The sequence below is a fragment of the Cellulosimicrobium cellulans genome, assembly GCF_024124905.1.
GTDB lineage: Bacteria > Actinomycetota > Actinomycetes > Actinomycetales > Cellulomonadaceae > Cellulosimicrobium > Cellulosimicrobium cellulans_G.
In genome coordinates, this window is sequence record NZ_JAMXST010000007.1 from 96869 (window position 1) to 123183 (window position 26315).

20 protein-coding genes and 1 riboswitch are annotated in these 26315 nt (G+C 73.3%); of the genes, 13 read left to right on the top strand and 7 right to left on the bottom strand.

Annotated elements, in window-relative coordinates; translation table 11 throughout:
- Positions 1-30 precede the first annotated feature (30 nt).
- Together NHH00_RS19620 and NHH00_RS19625 are read right to left on the bottom strand one after the other, a co-directional pair.
- A complete protein-coding gene (locus NHH00_RS19620; protein WP_253055214.1) occupies positions 31-603 on the bottom strand; it encodes a flavin reductase family protein in 573 nt (190 codons plus the stop codon).
- On the bottom strand, positions 600-1190 hold the full coding sequence (locus NHH00_RS19625) for an NADPH-dependent FMN reductase (RefSeq protein WP_253055215.1): 591 nt from the start codon (positions 1188-1190) through the stop codon (positions 600-602). The genes NHH00_RS19620 and NHH00_RS19625 overlap by 4 nt, the downstream gene beginning before the upstream one ends.
- Positions 1191-1210: 20 nt before the next feature.
- Positions 1211-1344, bottom strand: a riboswitch (SAM riboswitch).
- 284 nt (positions 1345-1628) lie between these two features.
- Here NHH00_RS19625 and gdhA point away from each other — a divergent pair.
- The 11 genes from gdhA to NHH00_RS19680 all read left to right on the top strand — a co-directional run bounded on the left by gdhA (position 1629) and on the right by NHH00_RS19680 (position 17704).
- A complete protein-coding gene (gdhA, locus tag NHH00_RS19630) occupies positions 1629-2966 on the top strand; it encodes an NADP-specific glutamate dehydrogenase (RefSeq protein ID WP_253055216.1) in 1338 nt (445 codons plus the stop codon).
- An 82-nt stretch (positions 2967-3048) separates the two neighbouring features.
- Positions 3049-3843: a copper homeostasis protein CutC gene (locus NHH00_RS19635; protein ID WP_253055217.1), complete on the top strand. Its 795-nt coding sequence runs from the start codon at positions 3049-3051 to the stop codon at positions 3841-3843.
- A 252-nt stretch (positions 3844-4095) separates the two neighbouring features.
- Positions 4096-5775 carry an ABC transporter substrate-binding protein gene (locus NHH00_RS19640; protein WP_253055218.1) on the top strand — a complete coding sequence of 560 codons (1680 nt, stop codon included), beginning with the start codon at positions 4096-4098 and terminating at the stop codon, positions 5773-5775.
- A 46-nt stretch (positions 5776-5821) separates the two neighbouring features.
- Positions 5822-6820 (top strand): ABC transporter permease, encoded by a 999-nt coding sequence (locus tag NHH00_RS19645; RefSeq protein ID WP_047231353.1) that lies wholly within the window; start codon positions 5822-5824, stop codon positions 6818-6820.
- Complete coding sequence (locus tag NHH00_RS19650; protein WP_253055219.1) at positions 6813-7979, top strand: ABC transporter permease; 1167 nt, start codon at positions 6813-6815, stop codon at positions 7977-7979. Before NHH00_RS19645 ends, NHH00_RS19650 begins: the two co-directional genes overlap by 8 nt.
- On the top strand, positions 7976-8905 hold the full coding sequence (locus tag NHH00_RS19655; protein ID WP_253055220.1) for an ABC transporter ATP-binding protein: 930 nt from the start codon (positions 7976-7978) through the stop codon (positions 8903-8905). Before NHH00_RS19650 ends, NHH00_RS19655 begins: the two co-directional genes overlap by 4 nt.
- Entirely contained in the window at positions 8902-9786 is an 885-nt protein-coding gene (locus NHH00_RS19660; RefSeq protein WP_253055221.1) for an ABC transporter ATP-binding protein, read from the top strand. The genes NHH00_RS19655 and NHH00_RS19660 overlap by 4 nt, the downstream gene beginning before the upstream one ends.
- 219 nt (positions 9787-10005) lie before the next feature.
- Entirely contained in the window at positions 10006-11580 is a 1575-nt protein-coding gene (locus NHH00_RS19665; protein WP_308202351.1) for an RNB domain-containing ribonuclease, read from the top strand.
- Between the two features lie 29 nt (positions 11581-11609).
- Positions 11610-11981: a sterol carrier family protein gene (locus tag NHH00_RS19670; RefSeq protein WP_253055222.1), complete on the top strand. Its 372-nt coding sequence runs from the start codon at positions 11610-11612 to the stop codon at positions 11979-11981.
- Positions 11982-12281: 300 nt separating this feature from the next.
- The gene (locus tag NHH00_RS19675) at positions 12282-17042 is read left to right on the top strand and encodes an ExeM/NucH family extracellular endonuclease (RefSeq protein ID WP_253055223.1); all 4761 of its coding nucleotides are present in this window, start codon (positions 12282-12284) and stop codon (positions 17040-17042) included.
- Between the two features lie 176 nt (positions 17043-17218).
- A complete protein-coding gene (locus NHH00_RS19680; protein WP_253055224.1) occupies positions 17219-17704 on the top strand; it encodes a hypothetical protein in 486 nt (161 codons plus the stop codon).
- Between the two features lie 32 nt (positions 17705-17736).
- Here the strand turns inward: NHH00_RS19680 and NHH00_RS19685 are convergent, their stop codons facing one another.
- Genes NHH00_RS19685 through NHH00_RS19705 form a run of 5 tightly spaced genes read right to left on the bottom strand, consistent with a single transcriptional unit; the run spans position 17737 to position 22965 of the window.
- Positions 17737-19059 carry a hypothetical protein gene (locus NHH00_RS19685; RefSeq protein ID WP_253055225.1) on the bottom strand — a complete coding sequence of 441 codons (1323 nt, stop codon included), beginning with the start codon at positions 19057-19059 and terminating at the stop codon, positions 17737-17739.
- A gap of 60 nt (positions 19060-19119) precedes the next feature.
- A complete protein-coding gene (locus NHH00_RS19690; RefSeq protein ID WP_253055226.1) occupies positions 19120-20151 on the bottom strand; it encodes a sulfate/molybdate ABC transporter ATP-binding protein in 1032 nt (343 codons plus the stop codon).
- Positions 20148-21008, bottom strand: a complete 861-nt coding sequence (locus NHH00_RS19695) for a sulfate ABC transporter permease (protein WP_253055227.1) — start codon at positions 21006-21008, stop codon at positions 20148-20150. The genes NHH00_RS19690 and NHH00_RS19695 overlap by 4 nt, the downstream gene beginning before the upstream one ends.
- Positions 21001-21900 carry a sulfate ABC transporter permease subunit CysT gene (gene cysT, locus NHH00_RS19700; protein ID WP_253055228.1) on the bottom strand — a complete coding sequence of 300 codons (900 nt, stop codon included), beginning with the start codon at positions 21898-21900 and terminating at the stop codon, positions 21001-21003. The genes NHH00_RS19695 and cysT overlap by 8 nt, the downstream gene beginning before the upstream one ends.
- A 3-nt stretch (positions 21901-21903) precedes the next feature.
- Entirely contained in the window at positions 21904-22965 is a 1062-nt protein-coding gene (locus tag NHH00_RS19705; protein WP_253055229.1) for a sulfate ABC transporter substrate-binding protein, read from the bottom strand.
- A 322-nt stretch (positions 22966-23287) separates the two neighbouring features.
- Between NHH00_RS19705 and purF the strand changes: the two genes are divergently transcribed.
- Both purF and purM read left to right on the top strand, forming a co-directional pair.
- The gene (gene purF, locus NHH00_RS19710; protein WP_253055230.1) at positions 23288-24835 is read left to right on the top strand and encodes an amidophosphoribosyltransferase; all 1548 of its coding nucleotides are present in this window, start codon (positions 23288-23290) and stop codon (positions 24833-24835) included.
- Positions 24836-24917: 82 nt separating this feature from the next.
- Positions 24918-26051, top strand: coding sequence for a phosphoribosylformylglycinamidine cyclo-ligase (gene purM, locus NHH00_RS19715; protein ID WP_253055231.1), 1134 nt, complete (start codon positions 24918-24920; stop codon positions 26049-26051).
- Positions 26052-26315: the final 264 nt, after the last annotated feature.

Consider the following 26315-nt stretch of genomic DNA (forward strand, 5'->3'; position numbering starts at 1 on the left):
CCTCGCCCCGTGGGGCTGCTGGGTTCGCTCTCAGAGCGCCGAGTGGTCCCCGATCCGGTGGTACGTGCGGTCGTGGTAGACGAGCGGCGACGGGGTGCCGGCCACCTCGTCGCGCCGGGGGCCCGCACCCGTGCCGACGCTCGACGCGAGCGCTCGCAGCGAGACGAGGTAGGAGTCGCCCACCGGCGTGCGCTGTACCACGCGGCCCCGGACCCACGAGAGGGCCCCGTCGATGACGGGTTCCCCGGTGCCGAGGCGGGACCAGCCGCCGTCGGCGAACCGGTCGATGCCGCTCGTGGCGAAGCGCGCCGAGACGTCGTCCTGGTGGTCGGCGAGGAAGCTCACCGCGAGCGTCCGTGCCGCCGACACGGCGGGCCACGACGACGACGTCGACGCGAGCGAGAACGCGAGCAGCGGCGGTGCGGCCGAGACGGAGATGACCGACGTCGCGGTGAACCCGACGAGGCGGCCGTCGTGCTCGAGCGCGATCACGGCGACCCCCGCGGGGTGGCCGCGGAACACGGCCTTGTACTCGTCGGGGGAGAGCTGCGGCTCGTCCTGCTCCGCCAGGAGGGCCTCCAGGTGGGTGAGCTCGGCGGTCATCGGGCCACCCCCGCGAACGCGTCGGCGACGGCGTGGTCGGCGGGCGCCGGGCCGTCCGCGGGGAGGGGCGTCGCGGCGCGACGGAGGGTGTCGCCCTCGCGGGCGAGCCACGCGTCCACGACCGGGCCCAGGTCCGCGAGCTGTGGCTCGGTGACCGTGAGGGAGCGGGTCGGGACGACGGCGCCGAGCTCGACGAGCACGGGCCGCAGGTGCACCTCGCCGACGAGCGCGTGGGCGGGGTTGCCCGACACGACGAGCGGCACGACGACGACGCCCGCGAGCCCGTCCGGGCCGTAGAGGTCGAGGAACGCCTTGAGGAGCCCGGTGTACGACGCCTTGTAGACCGGCGTCGCCACGACGGCGACGGTCGCCGTGGCCAGCCGGTCGCGCGCGGCGTCCGCCGCGGGGCGCTCGGGACCGAGGATCTCGGCGGCGAAGGCCGCGAGGTCGATCGTCGCGACGTCGGTCGTGCCGAGGAGGCTCGCGACACGGTGCGCCACGGTCTCGGCCGCGTCCAGCGTCCGTGAGCCGGGGCGCGGGTTGCCGGAGACGGCGAGGACCGTCGAGGAGGGGGAGCGGTGGGTCATGTGTACCTCGCAGTAGTCGTCGATCACGCTTGCCGCGCGGCCGTCCCGCGGGTGCGGGGCCGGTCGCGCGCGGCCTGGTCATCTCCCGGAGCACCCCGCCGTGACAGGGGGTTGCCGACCAGCGAGCCGGGGCTTGGCGCTGGTGCTCGTGACCTGGGGACGGGTATAGCAACGGCCCCGCGAAAACCGCACCGAAGTAGTCGGGTTTCTCAGTGGGTGGACGGTTGTGTCGTCCGGGGGTACCTGCGGCCGTGCCCACGACGGGCCCACGACGTGCCCGGGGAGCCGTGCCGGAGCCCGGGCACGACGGGTGCGAGGCCGGTGCGAGGCCCGTGCGAGGCCCGACGAGATGCGCAGGGAGTGAGACGGCGGTACGGGAACTTCTGGCACAGGCGTACCGTCAGCAGGAGTTTCCGTCCGCCCAGACGAGGAGAGCCCATGGACAGCCGACTGCAGTCCGTCTACGACGAGGTCCTGCGTCGCAACCCCGGCGAGGCCGAGTTCCACCAGGCCGTGCGCGAGGTCTTCGACTCGCTCGGCCCCGTGCTGCGCAAGCACCCGCGCTACGTCGAGGCGGCCGTCCTCGAGCGTGTCTGCGAGCCCGAGCGCCAGATCATCTTCCGGGTCCCGTGGGTGGACGACACGGGCCGCGTGCAGATCAACCGCGGCTTCCGCGTCGAGTTCAACTCCGCGCTCGGCCCGTACAAGGGCGGCCTGCGGTTCCACCCGTCGGTCTACCTCGGGATCGTGAAGTTCCTCGGCTTCGAGCAGATCTTCAAGAACTCGCTCACGGGCATGCCGATCGGCGGCGGCAAGGGCGGGTCGGACTTCGACCCCCGCGGCCGCTCCGACGGCGAGGTCATGCGGTTCTGCCAGTCGTTCATGACCGAGCTCTACCGGCACATCGGCGAGAACACCGACGTCCCGGCCGGCGACATCGGCGTGGGCGGTCGTGAGATCGGGTACCTGTTCGGGCAGTACAAGCGCATCACCAACCGCTACGAGTCCGGCGTCCTCACGGGCAAGGGCATCTCCTGGGGCGGTTCGCTCGTGCGCACCGAGGCGACGGGCTACGGCACCGTGCTCTTCGCGCAGAGCATGCTGGAGACGCGCGGGCAGGACCTCGACGGCCGGCGCGTCGTGGTCTCGGGCTCGGGCAACGTCGCGATCTACGCGACCGCCAAGGCGCAGCAGCTCGGCGCGAACGTCGTCGCCTTCTCCGACTCCTCCGGCTACGTCGTCGACGAGGCGGGTGTCGACCTCGACCTGCTGCGCCAGATCAAGGAGGTCGAGCGCGGCCGCGTCGCCGACTACGCGGCTCGTCGACCCGGGGCGCGCGTCGTCACCGACGGGTCCATCTGGGACGTGCCGTGCGACGTCGCGCTGCCGTGCGCGACGCAGAACGAGCTCGACGAGGGTGCGGCCAAGCAGCTCGTCGCGAACGGCGTCGTCGCGGTCGCCGAGGGCGCCAACATGCCGACGACGCCCTCCGCCGTCGCGCTCCTCCAGGAGGCGGGCGTGCTGTTCGCGCCCGGCAAGGCCGCGAACGCGGGCGGCGTCGCGACCTCGGCGCTCGAGATGCAGCAGAACGCGTCGCGCGACGCGTGGTCGTTCGAGTACACGGAGGAGCGGCTCGCGCAGATCATGGCGGGCATCCACGACCGGTGCGTCGAGACGGCCGACGAGCACGGCGCGCCCGGCAACTACGTGCTCGGCGCCAACATCGCGGGCTTCACCAAGGTCGCCGACGCGATCCTCGCGCTCGGCGTCATCTGACCGTCGTCTACCCTGGCCGACGGCCGCCGTCGCGCACGCCGCGCGACGCGACGGCCGTCGGACCGGACGACGGGAGAACGCAGTGACGACCACCGACCCCGAGGGCCCCGCCGTGCGCGCGAGCCGTGACGTCGTGCTCGAGCTCGCGGTGCAGGATCCCGAGGGCGTGCGGGTTGCCGCGTCCGTGGGCGCTCGGCGGGTCGAGCTGTGCGTCGGACTGGGCGCGACCGGCGGGCTCACGCCGAGCGCCGGCCTCGTCGAGGCGGCCGTCGTGGCGGCCGCCGACGCCGCAGGACGTGCACCCGTGGAGGTGCACGTCCTCGTGCGTCCGCGCCCGGGAGGGTTCGTCCTCTCGGCAGCCGACCTCGACGTGCAGGTCCGCGACGTCCGGGCCGCGGTCGCGGCGGGTGCGGCGGGCGTCGTGGTGGGCGCCCTGACCCCGGACGGCGTCGTGGACGTCGCCGCCGTGCGCACCCTCGTCGAGGCCGCCGACGGCCGCGAGGTGACGTTCCACCGCGCGGTCGACGTCGTGGCCGACCCGCTCGCAGCGCTCGACGCGCTCGCGGGCGTCGGCGTGCGGCGCGTGCTCACGTCGGGCGGCGCCTCTCGCAGCATCGACGGCGTCGACCGCCTGCGCGCCATGTCGGTGCACGCCCGCGGACCCCTGGGCGGCCGCGTCGAGGTCATGGCGGGTGGGGGCGTGCGGCCCCAGGACGTCGGCGCGCTCGTGGCCGCCGGCGTGGACGCCGTGCACCTCTCCGCGAAGCGGGTCGTCGCGGACGACGCCGGGCCCGGGGGCGGCGGGGACGCCGGCTACGAGGTCACGGACCCGGAGGTCGCCGCGGCCGCGCGCGCGGCGCTCGACGCCACGCGCTGACGGCCCGGCTCGCCCCCGCGCTCCGGCGCGCGCAAGCCGTCCACGGTACGGCGTCTCGACGGCCGGCCCTGCCCACGCGGGGGTCGGCCGTCGTCGTCTCAGGTGCGCGTCGACGGCTCATGTCTCAGTTAGGTAACTTTCCTGTCGTATTAGCGGGCGACCCGGGATCGATTAGTTAGTGTTCCTGCCACACGCCTCCGGGCGCCACGACGAACGACGCGACGACGCGTCGTCCACGCGAAAGGACCGATGATGATTCGAAGCACGGCGCGCAAGCGTCTGCTCACGGCGGTTGCGCTCGTGACCGGCGTGACCCTGATGGCGACGGGCTGCTCCGGCTCCGGGAACGGCGACGGCGACGAGACCGCCGACGGTGGGCGCACGCTCAACGTGTGGGCCGGTACGCAGACGCCGATCGTCGCGAACTTCAACCCGTACTCGCCGAACCCGCTGCACGCGGCCAACGGCGCGATCTACGAGCCGCTCTTCTACTACAACAAGGCGCAGGCCAGCGACCCCGAGCCCCGTCTCGGCGAGTCTTTCGAGTGGTCCGAGGACGGCACCGAGCTCACGGTGAAGCTCCGCGAGGGCGTCAAGTGGACCGACGGCGAGGACTTCGACGCCGACGACGTCGTGTTCTCGCACACCAACGAGGCCGCCAAGCGCGACTTCGTCGTCTCGGTCGAGGCCGTCGACCCGTACACCGTGAAGTGGACGTTCGACTCCCCGCAGTTCACGTCCGAGGTCCAGCTCCTCGGTACGTCGCTCGTCGTGCCGGAGCACATCTGGTCCGAGGTCGACGACCTCGTGACGTTCGCCAACGAGAACCCGGTCGGCACCGGCCCGTACAAGGCCGACGCGGTCACCGAGGCGGCCTACACGGTCGTCGCGAACGAGGACTACTGGGCCGGCGCGCCCAAGGTCAAGAAGGTCCGCTACCTCGGCATCGACCAGAACCAGAGCGCCGAGGACCTCATGACGACGGGCAAGGTCGACTGGACGGCCATGTTCGTGGCCGACCCCGACCGCATCACCGCGGACGGGCGCCTCAGCATGATCAACACGCCGCAGGACCCGACGACGATCTACACCTGCGTGTCGGTCGACCTCGGCTGCACCGGCCCGCAGACCGACGTCGCGGTGCGCCAGGCGATCAACCTCGCCATGGACCGCACCGAGATCAACGAGAAGGCGTTCGCCGGCCTCGCCGCGACCGCGTCCCCGACGTTCGCGCTGCTCGGCCGCGACGACCGCTGGATCTCGCCCGACGTCGAGGCGGAGAGCCCGCAGTCGGCCGACGCCGCGGCCGCGTCGAAGGTCCTCGAGGACGCCGGCTACACCAAGGGCGCGGACGGCATCTACGAGAAGGACGGCCAGAAGGTCGAGATGACCCTCATCACGGTCGACGGCTGGAACGACTACAACGCGGTCGGCGACCTGCTCGTCGAGCAGGCGAAGGCCGCCGGCATCTCGATCGTCCACAACAAGATCACGCAGCAGGAGATGTCGGACGCGCGCGTCGCGGGCACCTACCAGCTCATGGTCGGGGGCATCACGGGCCCGTCGCTGGACGACCCGTTCAGCATCTACCGCCAGTGGATGACGACGGACTACACGCGTCCGGTCGGCGAGGTCATGGAGTCCGGCCTCTTCAACTACGTGCGCTACACCAACCCCACGGTCGACGCCGCGGTCGAGGCGGCCGCCTCGACGAACGACGAGGCCGCGAAGCAGGAGCAGTACGCGATCATCCAGGAGGAGATCGTCCGTGACCTGCCCTACATCCCGGTGGTCGTGAACGCCTCGCAGACGTTCATGGACACGAAGGACTTCACGGGCTGGCCGACCGAGGACGACCTCTACGCCTTCCCGCCGTCGTGGAGCACGGTCTCGCTGGGCGTCGTGCTCTCGAAGCTCGAGCCGGCGAGCTGATGCGGCCGCGCCGAGGAGGAGGAACGGGGAACGAGGGACACGCATCATGAGGTACTACGCACGACGGATCACGTTCTACGTGATCACCCTCTGGGCAGCGGTCTCGCTGAACTTCCTCATCCCGAAGCTCATGCCTGGTGACCCCAAGCAGATCTTCATCGACAAGTTCCTGCGCAAGGGCGGCGAGCTGACGCCCCAGATGCAGAACAGCATCGACCTCCTCTTCGGCGCGGACGGCGACGCCTCCCTGTGGGACCAGTACGTGGACTACTGGGGGCGCCTGTTCCAGGGAGATCTCGGGATCTCCATCACGTACTACCCCCAGCCCGTCACCGAGCTGATCGGCCAGGCCCTCCCCTGGACGGTCGGGCTCGTGGGACTCGCGACGATCATCTCGTTCGTCCTGGGTGTCGGGCTGGGGGCGTGGGCCGGCTGGAAGCGCGGCACGTGGGTGGACAGCATCATCCCCGCGTCGACCCTGCTCCAGGCGGTGCCCTACTTCTGGCTCGCCCTCATCCTCGTCTCGGTCTTCTCGGTCTCGACCGGATGGTTCCCGCGGATCGGCAGCTACGACATCTTCGGCTTCGACAACGGACCGGAGTGGTCGTGGGCGTTCGTCGGCAGCGTGATCTACCACGGGTTCCTGCCCGCGCTGACGATCGTGCTCTCGTCGGTGGGGGGCTGGCTGCTCGGGATGCGCAACATGATGGTGTCCACGCTGTCCGAGGACTACGTCACGACGGCCGAGGCCAAGGGCCTGCGCCGCATGCGCGTGGCGATCACCTACGCGACCCGCAACGCCGCGCTCCCGTCGTTCGCCGGGTTCGGCGTCGCGCTCGGGTTCGTCGTGGCCGGGTCGGTCGTCATGGAGCAGGTCTTCAGCTACCCGGGCCTGGGCAAGCTCCTGTTCAACGCGGTCCAGGCGAGCGACTTCGCACTCATGCAGGGCACGTTCCTCGTCATCACGCTCGCCGTGCTCGCCGCGAACTTCCTCATGGACATCATCTACGGATTCATCGACCCGAGGGCGCGCGCCAATGTCTGACAACACCCGCGACACGGAGATCGTGACCCCCGCCGCCGACGCGGCACCCGTGGCCACGGTCGTCGCCGACGGCCTCGCGCCGGCGACGACGACCGAGGGGATCGTCCCGGACGTGCGGGACGTCCCCGCGGCGCTCGACCAGGACGCCCCTGCCGCGCCCGCCCGCCGTGGCCTGCGCGCGATGCTCCCGCGCCGGTCCGGCAAGCTCACCGCGGGGATCGTCCTCGTGGCCGGCATCCTGCTGTTCACGTTCGTCGCGCCGTTCTTCACGCAGGACCCGCGCTCGACGGCGAACGCGCGGTTCCTGCCGCCGAGCGCCGAGCACCTGCTCGGCACCAACCACATCGGCAACGACATCTTCGCCCAGGTGGCGTACGGCGGGCAGGGCTCGCTCATGGTCGGCCTCGTCGCCGGCGCGATCGCGCTCGTGCTGTCGATCGTGTTCGGCATCGTCGCGGGGTACCGCGGGCGGTTCACCGACGAGGCCCTCTCGCTCGTCACGAACATCATGCTCGTCATCCCGGGCCTGCCGCTGATCATCGTCATCTCGGCGTACCTGCAGACGCGCTCGCTCCTCATCGTCGCGGTGATCCTCGGGCTGACGGCGTGGCCGGGTGCGGCGATCGTGCTCCGGATGCAGGCGAAGTCGCTGCGTGCCCGCGACTACGTGTCCGCGGCACGCGTCGCGGGGGAGAAGACGCCGCGGATCATCCTCGTGGAGATCTTCCCCAACCTCCTGCCGCTCCTCACGGCCCAGTTCCTCGGCGCGGTGCTGCTCGCGATCCTCGCGGAGGCGGGGCTCTCGTTCCTCGGGCTGGGACCCTCCGGCTCGATCACGTGGGGCACGATCCTCAACCAGGCGAGCGCCAACAACGCGCTGAGCCTCGGCATGTGGTGGTGGTTCGTCCCGCCCGGCCTGCTCATCGCCCTCTTCGGCTGCGGGCTCGCGCTCATCAACTTCAGCCTCGACGAGATCATCAACCCCCGCCTGCGCCTGGGGCCGGCGGCCGTGAAGAGCGTGCGCAAGGCCCGCAAGGCCGGCCTCGCCGTGGACGCGGACCCCGCCGGCACCGGACCGGACACCGCCGGCGGCACCGACAGCGACCCTGACGGCACGGACACCGACACCGACGACGCGAAGGAGACGGTGGGCGCATGACCGCCACGACCACGGCCGCCGAGCCGCTCACCAGCGAGCGCCACACCGCCTACCTCGTCGGCAAGGAGCCGGTGCTCACCGCGCGGAACGTCTCGATCGACTACGAGGTCGAGCCGGTCGTCCATGCCGTGAAGGACGTGTCGCTCACGCTGCACCGTGGCGAGATCCTCGGTCTCGCCGGGGAGTCGGGCTGCGGCAAGACCACGCTCGCCTACGGACTCAACCGCCTCCTCAAGCCCCCGGCCCTCCTCACGTCCGGGTCGGTGACGTTCCACGACCAGGGCGGCGACGACGTCGACGTCGTCGCGCTCTCGGGGGACGCGTTGCGCGCGTTCCGCTGGGACAAGGTCTCGATGGTGTTCCAGGGCGCGATGAACTCGCTCAACCCGGTCATCAGCGTGCGCGACCAGCTCGGGGACGTGCTCAAGACCCACCGGCCGGAGATGGCGCGCAAGGAGCGGGCGACCCGTTCCGCCGAGCTCCTCGAGCTCGTGGGCGTCGACCCCCTGCGTCTCGACAGCTACGCGCACGAGCTCTCGGGCGGCATGCGGCAGCGCGTCATGATCGCGATGGCGCTCGCGCTCAACCCGCAGGTCATGATCATGGACGAGCCGACGACGGCGCTCGACGTCGTGGTCCAGCGCGGGATCCTGCGGGAGATCATGCGGCTGCGCGAGCAGCTCGGGTTCGCCGTCGTCTTCATCACGCACGACCTCCCGCTCCTGCTGGAGATCAGCGACCGCATCGCGGTGATGCTGCGCGGCGAGATCGTCGAGATCGACACGGCGGAGTCGATCTACGAGGACGCCCAGCACCCCTACACGCGGCGCCTGCTGGGCTCGTTCCCGAGCCTCACGGGCGACCGTGGCTCGTTCGTCCGCACGGGCGAGGGCACCGGCGAGAACCAGGAAGGACCGCACGCATGAGCACCCTCGAGGTCCGCAACCTGGTCAAGGACTTCTCGATCCGCAAGGGGCTGCGCCGCACGCGCCTGCGCGCGGTGAACGACGTGTCGTTCACGCTGGAGCCCGGCAAGACGATCGCGGTCGTCGGCGAGTCCGGCTCGGGCAAGTCGACGGTGGCGCGCATGATCGCCCAGCTCGAGACGCCGACGTCGGGCGAGATCCTGCTGGACGGCACGCCGTCCGCGACCCGCGGACGCGGGCTCGACGCCTACCGGCACGACGTGCAGATGGTGTTCCAGGACCCGTTCGCCTCGCTCAACCCGTTCCACACGGTGGCCCACCACCTCGAGCGGCCGCTGCGCCTGCACAAGGTCGCCCGCGGGCGTCAGGCGATCGACGCGCGGGTCCACGAGCTCCTGGAGCGCGTGAACCTCACCCCGGCGCCGGTGTTCGCGGCCAAGCAGCCGCACGAGATGTCGGGCGGGCAGCGCCAGCGCGTCGCGATCGCCCGGGCCCTCGCGCCGGGTGCACGGTTCCTCGTGGCGGACGAGCCGGTGTCGATGCTCGACGTGTCGATCCGGCTCGGGGTGCTCAACCTGCTTGCGCGGCTGCAGCGCGAGGAGAACCTGGGGGTCCTCTACATCACGCACGACCTCGCGACCGCGCGGCACTTCAGCGACGAGATCCTCGTGATGTTCCGGGGGAACGTCGTCGAGCGCGGGCCGTCGGACCAGGTGATCCTCGACCCGCAGCACGACTACACCAAGCTGCTCCTCGGTGCGGCGCCGGAACCCCGGAACCACGGGAAGCTCCGTGAGGAGGTGCGCCGCGAGCTCGCGGCGGCCGCGGCGGGCTCGGGCGACGACGCCGCGCGCGACCGGTTCGGGACGCGCGGGATGTGAGACCGGCGCACCCGTCGCCCGCTCGATCCGGGCGGCGGGTGCCGCCTCCAGCCGTACGCGTCGGTGGTGACGCGTACCCGCCGCGCGGGCCAGGTCTGTCGGACGCCCTGGCCCGCGCGCCCTCCTGCGCGCGCCGTCGTCTCCGACCCGGAGGTCGTGACGGCCCCGTAGGCGATCGGGCGGGAGACGGCCAAGTCGCGGGTGGGTAGGGTCGGGCTCGTGCCCGCCCGTCAGCTGCGCCTGGTGCGCCCCGCCGAGCCCCCCGCCCCGATGCCCCCCGTGGACCCGGTCGCCACGGTGACCGACGCGCTCGCGGCGCTGCGCCGTGAGATGGAGGTCCCGGAGTCGTTCCCCGTCGAGGTGCTCGCCGAGGCGGAGGCGGTCGTCCGGGACGGCGGCGCCGTCCTCGGCGACGGCCGCGTCGACCTGCGCGACGTCCCGTTCGTGACGATCGACCCGCCCGGGTCGATGGACCTCGACCAGGCGCTCCACCTCGAGCGCGCCGGGGACGACCCGGCGGATCCCGCCGGCGCGGCGTTCGTCGTGCACTACGCCATCGCCGACGTCGGCGCGTTCGTCGCGCCGGGCGGGGCGATCGACGCCGAGGTGCACGAGCGCGGGACGACGCTCTACGCGCCCGACGGCCGCACCCCGCTTCACCCCGCCGTGCTCTCCGAGGGCGCGGCGAGCCTCCTGCCGGACCAGGAGCGCCCCGCGGCGGCGTGGCGCGTCGTGCTCGACGCGCGCGGCGAGATCCTCGACGCGACGGTGCGCCGCGCCGTCGTGCGGTCGACGCGACGCCTCACCTACGACGAGGCCCAGGCCGCGATCGACGCGGGCGGGGCCGAGGACGCGGTGGGTGCCGCGCTCCTGCTGCTCCGCGAGGTGGGCGAGCTGCGGCTCGCGCGCGAGCGGGAGCGCGGGGGAGTGTCGCTCGAGGTCCCGGAGCAGGAGATCGTCACGCGCGACGACGGGTCGTTCGGCCTCGAGTTCCGCTCGACCCTCCCGGCGGAGGGGTGGAACGCCCAGATCTCGCTGCTCACGGGGATCGCGGCGGCGCGCCTCATGCGCGCGGGCGGGGTCGGCGTCTTCCGGGCGCTGCCCGAGGCCGACCCGCGCGACCTCGCGCGCCTGCGCCGCACGGCGCGCGCGCTCGGCATCGACTGGCCGCGCGAGACGGCGTACGCCGACCTCGTGCCGACCCTCGACTCGCGCGTGCCGCGCCACGCGGCCTTCCTCAACGAGGCGACGTCGCTCTTCCGCGGCGCGTCGTACGAGGCGTTCGGAGGGACGGGGCAGGAGCCCGGAGTGCCCGACGACGCCGCGCACGCCGCGATCGGCGCGGAGTACGCCCACGTCACGGCGCCGCTGCGCCGGCTCGTGGACCGCTACGGCACGGAGGTCTGCCTCGCCCTGTGCGCGGGCGAGGACGTGCCGCGCTGGGTGCTCGACGCGCTGCCCGGCCTGCCCCGCACGATGGCGCGGACGGGCCAGCGCGCGGGCTCGTACGAGCGCGCGATCGTGGACGTCGTCGAGGCGGCGCTGCTCAGCGGGCGCGAGGGGGAGCAGTTCGACGGCGTCGTCGTCGACGTCGAGGACGACCGGGAGCGCGGGCGGCGCGTCGAGCGGGAGGGCGGCGACGCTGCGGGTGCGCGGCGCGGGCAGGTCGTCCTCTCCGACCCCGCGGTCCGGGCTCCGGTCGAGGGTGCGGACCTCCCGCTCGGCGACCCGGTGCGCGCGACGCTGCGCGAGGCGTCGGTGGCCGAGCGTCGGGTCCGGTTCACCGTCGGCTGAGGACGCGCGCGCCGTCCTAGGCTGTCCTCGTGCCTGCCCGACGACGCACCGACCCCGCCGCCGGCCGCCTCGCCCTGGCGGCGTGGCGCGCCGACCCCGCCGACCGCGCGGCCGTGACGACCGCGGTGCGGTTCACGCTCGAGGAGCTCGCGGACGTCGCGCCCGGGCACACCGTGGAGGTGCGGGTCCCCCCGGCCGGCGCGGTCCAGGCGGTCGAGGGCCCCCGGCACACCCGGGGGACGCCGCCCAACGTCGTGGAGACGGACCCGCAGACGTGGCTCGGCCTGGTGACCGGCGCGGTCGCGTGGGCCGACGCGGTCGCCGACGGGCGCGTCCGTGCCTCCGGCGAGCGGTCCGACATCTCGTGGCTCCTGCCGCTCCAGGCGGCCCGCCCGCGCTGAGCGCGTCGCGCTGCCCGGCGGCGCGTGTTACTGCTGCGTAACGTTCTCGGCTCCAGGTCTGGCGGCGCGGGACGTGGAGGGCTAGCGTCCGATGATGATCGGCCGCCGTCCGCGCGGGCGCTCGCAGCACGACGACGTGCGGCGACGTTCTCGCGGCGGTGACGTGGCAGCAACCGCCCGTTCATCCAGGTGGGGTGCGATGTCCTGCGGAGGCAGGGCGTCGACCCGTCCCGAGTCGTGGACTCGATCGATGGACGCGCGACTGCTGCCCGGCCGTCCGCACGAGATGAAGGAGTCAGCGTGACCGACCACCAGCACCTGCGGCGACGGAGGGTGGTGGCGGGCACGTTGACCGTGGCGCTCGCCGCACCGCTGTCCGTCGCCGCGGCCACCGCCGCGAGCGCGGCGCCCGACGGGTCGGGCCTCGTCATCAACGAGGCCTACCTGAGCGGCGGCAGCGCCAACGCCCCCTACACCCACAAGTTCGTCGAGCTGTACAACCCCACGCAGGCGGCGATCGACCTCTCCGGCATGTCGCTCCAGTACCGCTCGGCGACGGGGACGGGCGCCTTCACCGGCGTCACGCCGCTGACGGGGACGGTCGCGCCCGGGGGCTACTTCCTCGTGCAGGGCGGCTCCAACGGCTCGAACGGTGCGGCCCTGCCGACGCCGGACGCGACCGGGGGCCTCAACCCGTCGGGCACGACGGGCACCCTCGCGCTCGTGCGCTCCACGTCGGCGGTCACGCTGCCCGCGGGGAACGCCGCGGGCGCCGCGAACGTCGTGGACCTCGTCGGGTACGGGACGTCGAACACGTTCGAGACCGCCGTGAGCCCCGCGCCGTCGGCCAACAACGTGCCCGCGTCGATCAACCGGACCGGCTTCGCGGACACCGACGACAACAGCAAGGACTTCACGCTCTCCAGCACCGTCACCCCGCAGAACAGCGGCGACGACGGCGGCGGCCCCGGCCCCGAGCCGGGCGAGGTCGTCCCGATCGCGGAGATCCAGGGGACGGGCGCGGCGAGCCCGCTCGTCGGCCAGACCGTCACGACGCGCGGCGTCGTCACCGCCACCTACCCCACCGGCGGCTACGACGGCTTCTACCTGCAGACCGAGGGCACGGGCGGCGACCTCGACGCGTCGCACACGGCGTCGGACGCGATCTTCGTCTACTCCAAGGCCGGTGCCGCGGCCGTGCAGGTCGGCGACCACGTCGAGGTCACGGGCGCGGTGTCCGAGTACTTCACGCTGACCCAGATCACGCCCGCCGCGGGCGGCTGGACGGTCCTCGACGAGGCGGCCGAGGCGGTCAAGCCCGCGAACGTCGCGTTCCCCGCGACCGACGCGGCGCGCGAGGTGCTCGAGGGCATGCTCGTGCAGCCCGCGGGCGACTACGTCGTCGCGGACAACTACGACACGAACTTCTACGGCTCGTTCCTGCTCGCCGCGGGCACGGACCCGTTCGTCCAGCCGACGTCGGCCGGGCGCCCGGGCAGCGCGGAGGCCGCGGCCGCCGTCGCGGACCGCGCGGCGCGGGCCGTCGTGCTCGACGACGGGGCGACGACCAACTTCAACAACACGGCGAACAAGGGCATCCCGCTCCCGTACCTCACGGGCGGGGCGCCGGCGCGCGTCGGCGCGGGCGTGTCCTTCACGACGCCCGTCATCCTCGACTACCGGTTCGACGCGTGGACGTTCCAGCCGCTGACGCAGCTCACCGCCGGTGACGGCGGGAACGCCGCCACCGTGCAGCCGGCCACGTTCGCGAACACGCGCGAGGACGCCCCGGCCGAGGTCGGGGGCGACCTGTCGGTCGCGACGTTCAACGTGCTCAACTACTTCACGACGACCGGCGACCAGCTCACGGGCTGCACCTACTACACGGACCGCGCCGGCAACCCCATCACGGTCAACCGTGGCTGCGACGCCCGGGGCGCCGCGAACGCGGAGAACCTCGAGCGCCAGGAGACCAAGATCGTCGCGGCGATCGACGCGCTCGACGCCGACGTCGTCGCGCTCATGGAGATCGAGAACTCGACGCCGTTCGGCAAGGACCGCGACCAGGCGCTCTCCGACCTCGTCGACGCGCTCAACGACGCCGCGGGCGCCGACGAGTGGGCGTTCGTGCCGTCGCCGGCCGCGCTGCCGGACGACGAGGACGTGATCCGGCTCGCGTACATCTACCAGGTGGACGCGGCCGAGCCGGTCGGGGAGTCTCGGATCCTGCTCGACGACGCGGCGTTCGTCAACGCGCGCGAGCCGCTCGCGCAGGTGTTCCAGCCGGTCGGCGGGATCTCCGAGGGCGACGACGCCGCCAGCGACGACGTGCTCGTCGTCGCGAACCACTTCAAGTCGAAGGGCTCCGGCACGCCCGTGCTGCCCGGCGACGAGGACTCGGGCGACGGTCAGGGCTCGTTCAACGCGTCGCGCGTCGCGCAGGCGACGGCGCTCGTCGGCTTCGCCGAGGACGTCGCGGCGGACGCGGGCACGGACACGATCCTGCTCGCGGGCGACTTCAACTCGTACTCGCAGGAGGACCCGCTCGAGGTCCTCAAGGACGCGGGCTACACGGACCTCGGCGAGACGACCGGCGAGCACACGTACCTTTTCGACGGGTACGTCGGCTCGCTCGACCACGTGTTCGCCTCGGCTGGCGCGGCCAGCGCCGTCACCGGCACGGACGTGTGGAACATCAACTCGGTCGAGCCGATCGCCAACGAGTACAGCCGGTACAACTACAACGCGTCGATCCTCTACGACACGACGCCGTTCCGGTCGTCCGACCACGACCCGGTGCTCGTCGGCCTCCAGCTCGGCGACGCCGCGCCGGGCACGACGCAGCTCGACCTGCTGGCGATCAACGACTTCCACGGTCGGGTCGACGCCAACACCGTGAAGTTCGCGGGCACGATCGAGCAGCTGCGCGCCGCGAACCCCGACGGGACGGCCTTCGTGTCGGCGGGCGACAACATCGGCGCGTCGCTGTTCGCGTCGGCGCTCCAGCAGGACCAGCCGACGATCGACGTGCTGAACGCGCTCGACCTCGCGGCCTCCGCCGTGGGCAACCACGAGTTCGACCAGGGCTTCGCGGACCTCACGGGCCGTGTCAGCGACGAGGCCGACTGGGCCTACCTGGGCGCGAACGTGTACGACAAGGGCACGACGAACCCGGCGCTGCCGGAGTACCAGGTCGTCGAGATCGACGGGCTCGACGTCGGGTTCGTGGGCGTCGTGACGGAGGAGACCCCGACGCTCGTCACGCCGTCCGGCATCGCGGACCTCGACTTCGGGGACCCGGTCGAGGCGCTCAACCGCGTCACCGCCCAGCTCCAGGACGGCGACCCGGCGAACGGCGAGGCCGACGTGGTCGTGGGTCTCGTCCACGAGGGTGCGTCCGCGGGCACGCCCGACGGCGCGACGCTCGAGGAGGAGGTCGCCGCGGGCGGCGCCTTCGCGGACATCGTCAACGAGACCGACGCGCGGGTCGCGGCGATCTTCACGGGCCACACCCACAAGCAGTACGCGTGGGACGCGCCCGTCCCGGGCGTCCCGGGCAAGACCCGCCCGATCGTCCAGACCGGCAACTACGGCGAGTTCATCGGGCACGTCTCCCTCACCGTGGACACCACGACCCACGAGGTCACGGCGTACACGGCGCAGAACGTGGCCCGCACGACGACGGACGACGCGACGCTCGTCGCGACGTACCCGCGGGTCGCGGCGGTCAAGACGATCGTCGACGCGGCGCTCCAGCAGGCCGAGATCATCGGCGCGCAGCCGATCGGCGAGGTGACCGCGGACATCACGACCGCGTTCGCGGGCGGCTCGTACACGGGTCCCGGCGGGACGTACGTGGGCCCCGGCCCGAACCCGACGTCCGGTCGTGACGACCGCGCGTCGGAGTCGACGCTCGGCAACCTCGTCGCCGACTCGCTCCTCGCGACGCTGTCCGACCCCGCGCGCGGCGGTGCAGACATCGGCGTCGTCAACCCGGGCGGGCTCCGCAGCGAGCTCTTCCACGACGGTGACGGCGTCATCACCTACGCCGAGGCCAACGCGGTGCTGCCGTTCGTCAACAACCTGTGGACCGTGACCCTCACGGGCGAGCAGGTCGTCGAGATGCTCGAGCAGCAGTGGCAGACGGACAAGGACGGCAACCGGCCGTCCCGTCCGTACCTCGCCCTGGGGCTCTCGGACAACGTGTCGTGGACGGCGAGCACCGCCGACCTGCTCGCGACGCCCGGGAGCAACGTCTCGTCCGTGACGATCAACGGCGAGCCGATCGACCTCGCGGGCGAGTACCGCGTGGCGACGTTCTCGTTCCTCGCCACCGGCGGCGACAACTTCCGGGTGTTCACCGAGGGCACGGACCCGCGCGACTCCGGTCTGGTCGACCGGGACGCGTGGATCGCCTACCTGAAGGACAGCTCGCCGGTGTCGCCGTCGTTCGACCGCTCGCGCGTGGTGGTGGACGAGCTGCCCGGCACGGTGACCGCAGGCGACGACGTGAGCGTGGCCCTCTCGCATCTCGACCTCACCTCGCTCGGCTCCCCGCTGAACACCTCGGTGGACGGCTACCTCGTCGCGGCGGACGCCACGTTCGACCCGGCGAACCCGGGCACCCCGGCGGGTACCGCCGCGGTGACGGGCGGGGCGGCCACGCTGACGGCGACGGTCCCGGCCGACGCCGCGGCGGGGGAGTACGACCTGTGGGTCGTCGCGTCGCCGAGCGGCACGACCGCCCGGATCCCGGTCACGGTCGAGGCCGCGGCCCCGACCGTGGTGCTCGAGAACGTCGAGGCCTCTGCCCGCTGCATGGGGAAGTTCGTCCACGTCGCGGTCCGGGCGACCAACGGCGAGGACGTCCCGGTCGAGGTCGTCGTCGAGACGCCCTACGGGTCCAAGCGGTTCCCGAACCTCCAGCCGGGCAAGAACGCGTACCAGTCGTTCAACACCCGGGCCACGTCGGTCGAGGGTGGGACGGTGACCTTCACCGCCACGCTGGACGGCGTGACGCAGGAGTACGAGGTCCCGTTCGAGGGCCAGACCTGCGGCTGACGGTTCGCTGACGCCGTGCGGCGCCGCCGACGAGGCGGCGCCGCGTCCCGCGACCCGGGTCCCGTCCGACGGGCCCGGGTCGCGGTGCGTCCGGGCCCGGCGGGCGAGACGCTCGAGCCCGCCCGCCCGTGCTCGGGCGCACGGGGCTCTCAGCAACCGCGGGTAGGGTCGTGGTCGTGAGCCCCGAGCAGTCCCCCGTGCCCGACGCCGACGCCCCCGACGGGTCGGCGGCACCCGACGCGGTGCGCGGCACAGCGCCCGACGTGGAGCCCGACGCAGCGCCGTCGGCGCCCCTCGCGTCCGCAGGTGCCGACGGCGCCGTGCCCGCGGGTGCGGCCGGGACGGGCCGCGCCGAGCGCGAGGCCGAGGCCGAGGACGCGACCGAGGCGGGGGACGAGGTCGAGATCGAGACCGTCGTGGATCCGGCGACGGTCCGCCGCGCGCCGCGCTACGGGGCGTTCTTCGCCGTCGGCGTGGTGCTGGGCACGGTGCTCGGCCTCGGGATCGGCGGCGCCTGGCTGCAGTCGCCGGCCGCCGCCCCGGTCTTCAAGCCGGGCGTCTACTTCACCGTCATCGTCGTCACGTGCGCCGCGCTCGGCGCGGCCGTCGCCGGCCTGTGGGCGGTCCTCGCGGACCGGCGGAGCCTGCGCGGGCGTCGCTGAGCGACCTCGCCGGAGCTGACGCCGGCTCGGCGTCAGCCGGGTCCGTCGTCGCCCACGTGCCAGCGCTCGCGCACCAGGGCGCGGTATCGCGCGGCCCTGGTCACACCGACCACCACGACGCACAGCGCCGCGAGGGTCGCGGCGGCCAGGGCCGCCGCCGTGGCGGCGACCGGCACCCCGTCGACCAGGAGCGCGACGCCGCCGCCCGCCAGACCGGCCAGGACGGAGGGCACGAGCATCCCGGAACCGGCCAGGAGCACGAGGGCGACCGTCGTGGACGCCGACCAGGGGGACAGGAGCTCCCGGACGACGTCGTCGGCGGGCGGCGCGGACGGCTCCGGGGAGCGCAGGAGGGCGAGCCCCGCACGGCGCTGGCGTCCCTGTCGTGACACCGGGAGCAGGAGCCACGTCGCGCCGAGGAGGAGCGTCGCCCCGACCAGCGTGCCGCCCACGCCGACGAGGACGTCGATCGACACCTCGCCCACCGGTCCGTAGTGCCGGTCCGGGCTGAACTTGCCCGGGTGCCGCATCCACAGACCGATCAGGAACAGGACGAAGCCGACCATGCCGGCGCCGCCCAGCACGGCGGCGGCTCGGTCGTTCCGGCGCGCGACCCGCCCGTCGGGGCGCGCGGGGGCCGGCGGCCCGAGCGCTGCGCGCCGCCGCCGCTCGGCCTCCTCGGCGTAGCGGACCTCGTTCGGTCCCCACGTCGTCCGCACGACGTCCTGCCACGCGGACCAGCGCGCGCGCAGCCCGGGCAGGAGCAGCAGGCCGACCGCGGCCACCACCCCGACGACCGCGGAGACCGCGACGGTCGGCGTGCGCTCCGCGTCGTCACGGTCCATCGCGAAGAGCCCGACCGCCCCGGCGAGGAGCGCGAGCACGAGGTACGTCCAGGCGAGCCCGGTGAGCGCGCCCGCCGGGCTCGACTCCGCCACGCGCTTGCGCACCGAGTGCGGCGGGACGTCGGTGCGGGCGCGGCCCTCGCCCAGCAGGGCGCGGGTGACCGCGAGCGTCGCCGCGGCGTGCACCGGCACGAAGACCGGCACGGCGACCGCGAGGGTCAGGATCCACCAGCCCGTCGTCGAGCGCAGGACCTCGTCGGCCTCGTACCGCACGTCGGGGACGAGCTCACCGCCGACGAGCGCGAGACCGAGGAGGACGAGGAAGCCGAGGACCGCGCCGACGAGGAACGCCCCGCCGCCCGCCGTGAGGGCATCGAGCCGGGCCGGGCCCGCGGCGGCGCGGACCTCCACGAACCGGTAGGCCGCTCGCTCGCGGCGGTGCCGTGGCCGGTCGTCGCGGCCCCGGTCGCCACGGCCTCGGGGGGAGCGGTCGACGCGGGAGGGAGGCACGCGGGCAGGATAGCGAGCGGTGTCCCGTGGTCGGGACAGCCCGGTCGCGGCGGTGCCGGGTCAGCCGGGGACCGGCGCGCCGACCGGCCGGGGAGCGGCGGACGTCGGCGCGCCCTCGGCCGGGGCGAGCCGCACGGCGACCCCCGGCGCGAGACCCAGCGTCCGGGCCTCCGCGCGGGTCACGACGACGGACACCACCTCGTCCGCGGTCGCCACCTCGGCACGCACCTCGAAGCCGACGCGCGTCGTGCGGGTCACGACGCCCGGCACGGGGCCGCCGGGGCGGGAGGGCGCGGCGTCGTCGGCGCTGCCGTCCGGCGTGCCGTTGCCCAGCACCTCGACGTGGACGTCGTGCGGGCGCACGAGGACGCCGCCGAGCCGGGTCACCGGCCCGAGGAAGCCCATGACGAAGTCGTTCGCGGGGCGGTCGTAGAGGTCGTCGGGCGTGCCGACCTGCTCGATGCGGCCCTCGTTGACGACGACGATCTCGTCCGCGACCTCCAGCGCCTCCTCCTGGTCGTGCGTGACGAACACCGTGGTCACGGGGATCTCGTCGTGCAGGCGGCGCAGCCAGTCGCGGAGCTCCTTGCGAACCTTGGCGTCGAGCGCGCCGAACGGCTCGTCGAGCAGCAGCACGCTCGGCCGGATCGCGAGGGCGCGCGCGAGCGCCATGCGCTGTCGCTGCCCGCCCGAGAGCTGCGAGGGCAGGCGGTGCGCGAAGCTCTCCAGGTGCACGAGGCGCAGGAGCTCGTCGACGCGCTCGGCGATCTCGGCCTTCGGGGTGCGGCGGATCTCGAGCCCGAACGCGACGTTCCGCGCGACGCTCAGGTGCTTGAACGCCGCGTAGTGCTGGAAGACGAAGCCCACGTTGCGTCGTCGGGCCGGGAGGTTCGTGGCGTCGCGACCCTCGATCTCGATCTCGCCGGAGTCGGGGACCTCGAGGCCGGCGACGACGCGCAGGAGCGTGGACTTGCCCCCGCCGCTCGGGCCGAGCAGCGCGGTGAGGCGACCGGTCGGCACGGAGACGGAGACGTCGTTGAGCGCGACGAAGTCGCCGAAGGTCTTGCGGACGTTGCGGATCTCGATGCTCATGCGTCGGCCTCCGTGGGGGCGGCGGTTCGGGGGGCGGTGCGGCGGGTGCGGGTGCCGGCGGCGTCGTCGGAACGGAGGAAGGTCACCGCGACGATGCACGCGACGGACACCGACGCGAGCAGGAAGGCGACCGCGTAGGCCGTGCCCTGCTCGAAGTCCTGGTAGCGCTGCTCGACGAGGAGCGTGGAGGTCTGGGTGCGGCCCTCGAAGTTGCCGGACACGACCTTGACGGCACCGAACTCGCCGAGCGCCCGGGCGAGCGTGAGCACGACGCCGTAGACGACCGCCCACTTGATCGCGGGCAGGGTGATGCGCCGGAAGGTCTGGAACCAGCTCGCCCCGAGGCTCGTCGCGGCGAGCTCCTCGTCCGTGCCGAGCTCCGTGAGGACGGGTACGACCTCCCGGATGACGAGCGGGAGGCACACGAACGCCGTCGCGAGGACGATGCCCGGTGGCGCGAAGATGACCTGGAGCCCGGCGTCCTCGAGCGCTCCGCCGAACCAGCCGTTCTTGCCGTACACGAGGACGAGCGAGAGCCCGACGACGATGGGGGAGACCGACAGCGGGAGGTCGAGCAGGGCGTTGAGGAGGGCCTTGCCGGGGAAGTCGTACCGCACGATGAGCATCGAGATCCCGACGCCGAAGACCGTGTTGATCAGCACGACCTGCACCGCGACGGCGGCGGTGAGCTGGAGGGCGAAGACGACGGACGGGTCGGCGAGCGCGCGCTGGAACGTCTCGAGGCCGTCCGCGAACGCGCCCCGCACGACGAGGGAGACGGGCCACCCGACGAGCAGCACCAGGTAGACGACCACGACGGCGCGCAGCGTGCGCCGTACCCAGGGGGAGCTATCCACGACGGGCCACCCTTCGCTGGAGGAGCTGGATCGTCGCGATGACGAGGAGGGACACGAGCAGGAGCACCGAGGCCACGGCCGCGGCCTGCTCGGGCTGGCCGTTCTCCAGGTAGGCCAGGATCCGCACGGAGCCGACCTCGGTGCGCATCGGCAGGTTGCCGGAGAGCAGCACGAGCGCGCCGTACTCGCTGATCGCGCGCGCGAACGACAGCGCCGCTCCCGCGGTGATCGCGGGCGCGAGCGCGGGGAGGACCACGCGGCGGAACGTCGTGGACCGTGTCGCGCCGAGGGACGCGGCGGCCTCCTCGACGTCGCGGTCGAGCTCGGCGAGCACGGGCTGCACGCTGCGGACCACGAAGGGCAGCGTGACGAAGAGGAACGCGAGGAAGACGGCGGCGCGCGTGTTCGCGACGTCGATCCCCAGCGGCCCCGACGGCCCGTACAGCGCGAGCAGCACGAGTCCGGCGACGATCGTGGGGAGCGCGAACGGGATGTCGATGAGCACCTCGAGGAGCCGCTTGCCGGGGAACCGGTCGCGCACGAGGACCCACGCGATCAGCGTGCCCATGACGACGTTGACGGCGGTCACGGCGAGCGCCTGCGTGACCGTGAGCGTGAGCGCCGCCGCCGTCTGCGGCTGGGTGATCGCGGCGACGAACGCGGGCCACCCGCCGGCGGACGTCTCGACGAGCACCGCGATCAGCGGCACGAGGGCGAGCGCCGAGAACCACACGAGCGCGACGCCGAGGCCGAGCCCCGAGGCCGCGGTCAGGCGGTAGGGGCCGTTGGGCGTCCGACGTGCCCGGCGGACCCGGGGCGGCCGGGACGCGGCCGGGGCCGGGCGGCGCTCGCGCGCCGCCCGGCCCGGTCGTTCAGCGAGGGTCGAGGCCACGGGTCACTGCTTCCCGGTCTCGGCCTGGATCTTCGTCACGAGGCCCTCGTCGCCGAAGAACTTGTCGTTCGTGGCCGACCACCCGCCGAAGTCGTCGGCGATGGTGAGGAGCGTCGGGACGGCCGGGAACGGGTCGCTCGGGTCGTTCGCGCCCTCGACCTCGAAGTCGACGTCGTCGCCGGTCAGGGGCCGGAAGCCCACGTGCGCGAACGCCTCCTGGCCCTCGGGCGTGAGGACGAAGTCGAGGTAGCTCTGCGCCTTGGGGTCGGCGTCGACCGTCACCGCGGCCGGGTTCTCGATGAGGAGCGTCTGGTCGGGGACCACGTAGTCGAACGTCTCGCCGTTCTGCCGCGCGAGGATCGCCTCGTTCTCGTAGGAGAGGAGGACGTCGCCGGTCCCGGACGTGAAGGCGGTCGTCGCGTCGCGGCCGCTCCCCGGGAGCGCGACGGCGTTGGTGAAGAACTTCCGCAGGTACTCCGTCGCGTCCTCCTCGGAGCCGCCGTTCGCGATGACGCTGCCCCAGCCGGCAAGGATGTTCCAGCGCGCCGAGCCCGACGATCCGGGGTTCGGGGTCACGATCTCGACGCCGGGCTGGACGATGTCCTCCCAGCTCTGGATGTTCTTCGGGTTGCCCTCGCGGACCACGAGCACGACGACCGACTGGCTGACGATGCCCTTGTTCTCGCCCGCGTTCCAGTCGTCCGCCACGAGGCCCGCGTCGACGAGGCGCGTCACGTCGCCCTCGAGCGAGAAGTGCACGTAGTCGGCCTTCAGCCCGTCGGCGACGGCGCGGCTCTGGTCGCCGGAGGCGCCGTACGACGTCTCCCACGTGACGCCCTGGCCGTCCTCGGTCTGGCCCCACAGCTCCTGCGCGGCGTCGTTGCCCGCCTTCGGGACGGCGAATCCGACGAGGGAGAGCGTCGTGGGCTCGACGTCGGAGCTCCCGTCGCCGCTCGCGTCGCCGCCGCCCGACCCGTCGACGGCGGTCGGCGCGCAGGCGGTGAGGACCAGGGCGGTGGCTGCCGCGGCAGCCGCGAGGGTGATCGTCGTCCGGAGGCGTCGCATGGTGTCGTCCTTCGTCGGGGTCCCGGGGAGACCGGGAGCGGGTGGTCGAGCAGGAGGTCGAGCAGGAGGTCGAGCGGGTGGTCGATCAGGTGACCGAGCGGCACGGCCGGCACGGCCGGTGTGATACTCGACTGCCGCGGTCGAGTAAGTCGAGATTCAAGCGCGCCGTTCCCACGCAGCGAAACCCCTGCCCGACAGGTGGGACGACGTAACGCCACCGTGAACGACGGTCCGTGCGTCGCCGCGCGGCCTGCGCCGCCCAGGTCGTCCGCATGACCTCGCGCTTCGGTCCCGACGCGCCTGCTGTGGGACACTGAGGTACGTGGCCCCCCGCGGAGATGGACTTCTCAACCACGACCTCATGCCCGGCGAGAAAGGCCCCCAGGACGCCTGCGGCGTCTTCGGTGTCTGGGCGCCCGGCGAAGAGGTCGCCAAGCTCGCCTACTTCGGGCTGTACGCGCTGCAGCACCGAGGCCAGGAGTCGGCCGGCATCGCCACCAGCAACGGTGAGCAGATCCTGGTCTACAAGGACATGGGACTCGTCTCCCAGGTGTTCGACGAGACGGCCCTCAACGCCCTGACGGGGCACATCGCCGTCGGGCACTGCCGGTACTCGACCACCGGTGGCGTGACGTGGGAGAACGCCCAGCCGACGCTCGGCGCCACCGCGTCCGGGACCGTCGCGCTCGGGCACAACGGCAACCTCACCAACTCGGCCGAGCTCGTCAACCTCGTCGCGGAGCGCTACGGCAGCCAGCGCCGCGGCGAGCTCGCGCGCGGCAACACCACGGACACCGCGCTCGTCACCGCGCTCCTCGCCGGGGACGCCGACCACACGCTCGAGGCCACGGCGCTCGAGGTGCTCCCGCGGCTGCGCGGTGCGTTCTCGCTCGTCTTCATGGACGAGCGCACCCTCTACGCCGCGCGCGACCCGCAGGGCGTGCGCCCGCTCGTCCTCGGCCGTCTCGAGCGGGGCTGGGTCGTCGCGAGCGAGACGCCGGCGCTCGACATCGTCGGCGCGTCGTTCGTGCGCGAGGTCGAGCCGGGCGAGCTCATCGCGATCGACGCGGACGGCTTGCGCTCGCAGCGCTTCGCGCCGGCCGAGCGTGCGGGCTGCGTCTTCGAGTACGTCTACCTCGCGCGCCCGGACACCTCGATCAACGGCCGCTCGGTGCACGCCGCCCGCGTCGAGATGGGCCGCCAGCTCGCGCGCGAGCACTCCGTCGAGGCCGACCTCGTCATCCCGGTCCCCGAGTCCGGCACGCCCGCGGCGGTCGGCTACGCCGCCGAGTCCGGCATCCCGTTCGGCCAGGGCCTGACCAAGAACGCCTACGTGGGACGCACGTTCATCCAGCCGTCCGACACGCTGCGCCAGCTCGGCATCCGGCTCAAGCTCAACCCGCTGCGCGACGTCATCCGGGGCAAGCGCCTCGTCGTCGTCGACGACTCGATCGTGCGCGGCAACACGCAGCGCGCGCTCATCCGCATGCTGCGCGAGGCCGGCGCGGCCGAGGTGCACGTGCGCATCAGCTCCCCGCCCGTGAAGTGGCCGTGCTTCTACGGCATCGACTTCGCGTCCCGCGCCGAGCTCATCGCGAACGGCCTCTCGCCGGACGAGATCGGGCAGTCGCTCGGCGCCGACAGCCTGGGCTACATCTCGACCGAGGGGATGATCGCGGCGACCGAGCAGCCGTCGTCGCAGCTCTGCACGGCGTGCTTCACGGGGAAGTACCCCATCGAGCTGCCGCCGGACGACCAGCTCGGCAAGCACCTTCTCGAGCAGGCCGAGCTCCCGCTCGGCGCGCCCGAGGACGGGCTGCGCAGCCTGTCGGTGACCGCCGGCGGTGCCGGCGCGCTGCAGCACCCGTGAGACCACCCCTGCGCCCGAACCCGAGACCCCAGCACCCGCACCACCGGCGCGTGCGCCGCACGACCTCCTTGGAGCCGACACCGTGACTGCCGACTCGCCCCAGACGGGCCTCACCTACGCCGCCGCGGGCGTCGACACCGAGGCCGGTGACAAGGCCGTCGAGCTCATGAAGGACGCGGTGCGCCGGACCCACGGGCCGCAGGTCCTCGGCGGCGTGGGCGGCTTCGCGGGGCTCTACGACTTCTCCGAGGTCGCGACGTACCGCCGCCCTCTGCTCGCGACGTCGACCGACGGCGTGGGCACCAAGGTCGCGATCGCCCAGGCGCTCGACGTCCACGACACGATCGGGTTCGACCTCGTCGGCATGGTCGTGGACGACATCGTCGTGGTCGGCGCCAAGCCGCTGTTCATGACGGACTACATCGCGTGCGGCAAGGTCGTGCCCGAGCGCATCGCGGGCATCGTCCGCGGCATCGCGGCGGCCTGCGAGGTCGCGGGCACCGCGCTCGTGGGCGGCGAGACCGCCGAGCACCCGGGTCTTCTCGGCGCGGACGAGTACGACGTCGCCGGCGCGGCGACGGGCGTCGTCGAGGCCGACCGGCTGCTCGGCCCCGAGCGGGTGCGCGAGGGCGACGTGCTCGTCGCCATGGCCTCGTCGGGCCTGCACTCGAACGGCTACTCGCTCGTGCGTGCCGTGCTCAAGCACGCGGGCTGGGGCCTCGAGCGGCACGTCGACGAGCTCGGGCGCACGGTCGGCGAGGAGCTCCTGGAGCCGACGCGCGTCTACGCGAGCGACTGCCTCGCGCTGGCCGCCGACGACGCCGCGCAGGTCCACGCGTTCACGCACGTCACGGGCGGCGGGCTCGCCGCGAACCTCGCGCGCGTCCTGCCCGCCGGGCTCGTCGGGGTCGTGGACCGCGCGAGCTGGGACGTCCCGCCGGTCTTCCGGCTCGTGCGCGAGCTGGGCGGCGTCCCGCGCGGCGATCTCGAGAACACGCTCAACCTCGGCGTCGGCATGGTCGCGGTGGTCGGCGCGGACGGCGTCGATGCCGCGCTCGCTCGCTGCGCCGCGCTCGGCGTCCCCGCGTGGGTGCTCGGCTCGGTCGAGGCCTTCGACCCGGCGGCGGCCCGGGACGTCGCGGACGGCGACCTCGTCGCGGGTACCAAGGGCGTCCAGGCGGGCGCCGTGCGGCTCGTCGGCGACTACCGCGCCTGACCGACGGTGCCCCGGGCGGGTGGGCTCCTGCCGATCCGCTCGGGGGAGGCCGCTCTCGCGGCGGGCACGACGACGTCAGGGTGCGGCGGCGGTCATGGGTGCCGAGGCCTCGGGGCCAACGGGGCCCGGCGGAGGCCTCGGGCGAACGAGGCGCGGTGGGCCGGTGCGCCAGGGTGCACAGATCACGAACGACCGCGCCGTCGCCTACCGGGGGGCAGGCGACGGCGCAGTCGAGGTCGAGACGCTTCCGCGGAAGACCGCGGC